The organism is Elizabethkingia argenteiflava (assembly GCF_009904105.1).
Taxonomy (GTDB): Bacteria; Bacteroidota; Bacteroidia; order Flavobacteriales; family Weeksellaceae; genus Elizabethkingia; species Elizabethkingia argenteiflava.
Genome location: NZ_JAAABJ010000359.1, coordinates 1 through 3,021, shown reverse-complemented (window position 1 = coordinate 3,021; position 3,021 = coordinate 1). Strand labels below are relative to the sequence as shown.

The window sequence follows — 3,021 nt, the reverse complement described above, 5'->3', positions numbered from 1 at the left end:
CAGCCTTATATTTTTAGAAAATCCCGAAAGCCCATCGAAACCTTATTTTCGCAATTATGTGATCAGTTTATGATTAGAAGAAACTATGCGAAATCCTTTGATGTCTTTAAGAACAGAATATTATCTAAGATAATGGCAATGACTGTTATACAATGCATTAATAAAATAAACAATAGAAATATTAACAACTTAAAAACTCGTATTGCTTAAATGAACCACGGGTTAAAAAAATCACTTTTTATCTTGAAAATACTTTATATACATCTTTTAATGTCCTAGTAAATGGGATTGAACGGAAGCCTGAATGATGAAGAGAACTTCCATATATCTTTCAATCGCAGGGTTTTAATATTATTTCAAAAGAAAATAACTCATGAATGATCAGTATCAAGAACTTTTAAACAAAATTATTTCTAAAGGGTAAAAAAAACAACAGATTTGCATATATTTCAGGGACATTCAATAGAGAGAAGTGAGCTAAAATCTGAACTCAATTTATTTCAAAGGTGACGCCTCATAGATAAATATCGGGGGTTAAGGTATAAAGTAGTGGGATTATTTTGACCCTATTTCATTCCTAGGTTTGCCTGCAGATATATAGATTATATCATTGCTTTAATAAGCAAACAGGTTAATTTACCATTAAAAAATATTCGTATCTTCCAGACAATGTTCCTCTATGAAAATAATTTAAGTGCAACAAAGGGTTTGTTAATAGGTGAAGCTGTAAGATTCAATTGTAAATAAACGATAAGCATACAAGTCTTTCAATTGAAAGTTTTTTTACTTTTAAGTTGGGTACACTTAAAATCAAAACTAAAGTGTGCTTTGTTAATGTAATTGATTATTAAGGTAATTTGTAGCCCCGCCAAGAATCGAACTTGGATCTAAAGTTTAGGAAACTTCTATTCTATCCGTTGAACTACGGGGCCCGAAAATTTTTGCAAATATAAAACTTTTGTTATAAATTAAGAAAAATAATGGTTTTAATGTGTATTAACCTTACGAACGTATAATATTTACAGGGATTAAAAAGATAAAAATATATTTATAAAAACTTGATTTACAAGGCTTTAATCTAGGTGGAAATTAACGTTGGTAGTGCTCGCTTACTAAAAATAGCGGAGGTCTATATTTTTTGTTTTTTTGAATATAAAATTAGCTTTATACTACTAAGATATGCCTGAAAATTCCGTATTTTGCATTCTGAAAATATAGAAATTTAGCAATTATGATCATACAACCGAGAGTTAGAGGTTTTATTTGTCTTACAGCCCATCCTCAGGGAGCATTGCAAAATGTTAAAAATCAAATTGATTATGTAAAGTCTAAAACTGAGATTAAAAAAGGACCTCAGAAAGTATTGGTAATCGGTGCATCTACTGGGTTTGGATTGTCTTCAAGAATTTCTGCGGCTTTTGGATCGGGAGCGGCAACGATTGGTGTATTCTTCGAAAAGGCCCCATCCGAAGGTAAGCTGGCAACTGCAGGCTGGTATAATACCGCTGCTTTTGAAACAGAAGCACATAAGGCTGGTATGTATGCCAAGAGTATTAATGGAGATGCTTTTTCTGATGAGGTAAAGCAACAGACTATAGACCTCATTAAAAGAGATTTAGGTCAGGTAGATTTGGTGGTTTATAGCTTAGCTTCTCCCCGGCGCACCCACCCTAAAACAGGGATAGCTTATGCTTCGGTACTTAAACCTATAGAGGATGCTTTTACCAATAAAACCGTAGATTTCCATACAGGGGTAGTATCTGATATCAGTATTCAGCCTGTAGAAAAAGAGGAAGAAATTCAGAATACCATAGCGGTGATGGGAGGAGAGGACTGGAAGTTCTGGATAGAGGATTTAAAAAATGCGGGTGTATTGGCAGAAGGTGTTAAGACAGTAGCCTATTCTTATATTGGTCCCGAATTAACTTTTCCAATCTACAGAAATGGGACGATCGGTCAGGCTAAAAATGATTTAGAAGCTACCGTACCTATTCTCAATAAGCTATTAGAAGATTTAGGAGGAAGTTCTTATGTATCAGTTAATAAAGCTTTGGTAACACAATCTAGTTCAGCAATTCCTGTTGTACCATTGTATATCTCCATTTTGTATAAAGTAATGAAGGAAAAAGGCATTCATGAAGGCACCATAGAGCAGATGCAGCGACTTTTCGCCGATAGGCTTTATGCTGAGAGTGGTCAGGTTTTATTAGATTCAAAAGGACGAATTCGTATAGACGATTGGGAGATGCGGGAAGATGTACAGCAAGAAGTCGCAAAAATATGGGATTCAATCTCTACAGATAATCTCGGACAAGTGAGTGACATAGGAGGTTATCGCCGAGATTTCTTCCAATTATTTGGTTTTGAAGTCGAGGGTGTAGATTACACAAAGGAAACCAATGAAGTGGTTTCTATTCCTAGTATAACCGATTAAAATAAAAGTAACAAAAAACGACCTTTTAAGGTCGTTTTTTGTTGATCCAAGTGTAGATTTCAAAAAACATTCTTATTAAAACACATAAAAACATAGAATCAGAAAACTTCTTTTACTTATAAATTTTAAAATAAAACTAGGCGTATAAAACCCTTATTCTAGTTGAACACAATACGATTATATTGCATACAGTCTTAAAGTAGGGGTAGGAGTGTTTTATTGTTAATCCTTCTTAAAAAACAAATTTATTTTAAAAGGATATCAATCTAATCAGCAGCATTAAGCCAGGTAGCAATAATTCTGGAGACTTTTAGGAAGAAGTTTTTTATTATAGAATCTCTATATTTAAAACAGTCGAAAACCGGCATGCCAATTGAGGGTTGTTTTTTAAAGGGATAAATGATTTTAATCACCATAAATTTAGTAACCCCAGAGAGTATATACCCTCTTTTACGATGAATACGTTTTGCGCCCTCAGGATTTGCCCGTAAAATTGATCCTAAAAAAGTAGAAAACTTACTTGAAACTTCTTCCATTAAAAAGCTGCCTATTATGGTTTTTGTAGGGAACCGGGGGGTGATTCAGAT

2 protein-coding genes, 1 tRNA gene and 1 pseudogene are annotated in these 3,021 nt (G+C 33.5%); 2 read left to right on the top strand and 2 right to left on the bottom strand.

Features of this window, described 5'->3' with window-relative positions:
* Nucleotides 1-210, top strand: a pseudogene (locus GNY06_RS04010) (IS982 family transposase); the annotation flags it as partial.
* Nucleotides 211-860: 650 nt separating this feature from the next.
* Here the strand turns inward: GNY06_RS04010 and GNY06_RS04005 are convergent.
* Nucleotides 861-932: transfer RNA gene (locus GNY06_RS04005), tRNA-Arg, on the bottom strand.
* Between the two features lie 299 nt (nucleotides 933-1,231).
* Here GNY06_RS04005 and fabV point away from each other — a divergent pair.
* Nucleotides 1,232-2,434, top strand: a complete 1,203-nt coding sequence (gene fabV / locus GNY06_RS04000) for an enoyl-ACP reductase FabV (protein ID WP_166518904.1) — start codon at nucleotides 1,232-1,234, stop codon at nucleotides 2,432-2,434.
* A gap of 266 nt (nucleotides 2,435-2,700) precedes the next feature.
* Here the strand turns inward: fabV and GNY06_RS14065 are convergent, their stop codons facing one another.
* Nucleotides 2,701-2,970: a hypothetical protein gene (locus GNY06_RS14065; protein WP_244614357.1), complete on the bottom strand. Its 270-nt coding sequence runs from the start codon at nucleotides 2,968-2,970 to the stop codon at nucleotides 2,701-2,703.
* Between the last annotated feature and the right edge of the window lie 51 nt (nucleotides 2,971-3,021).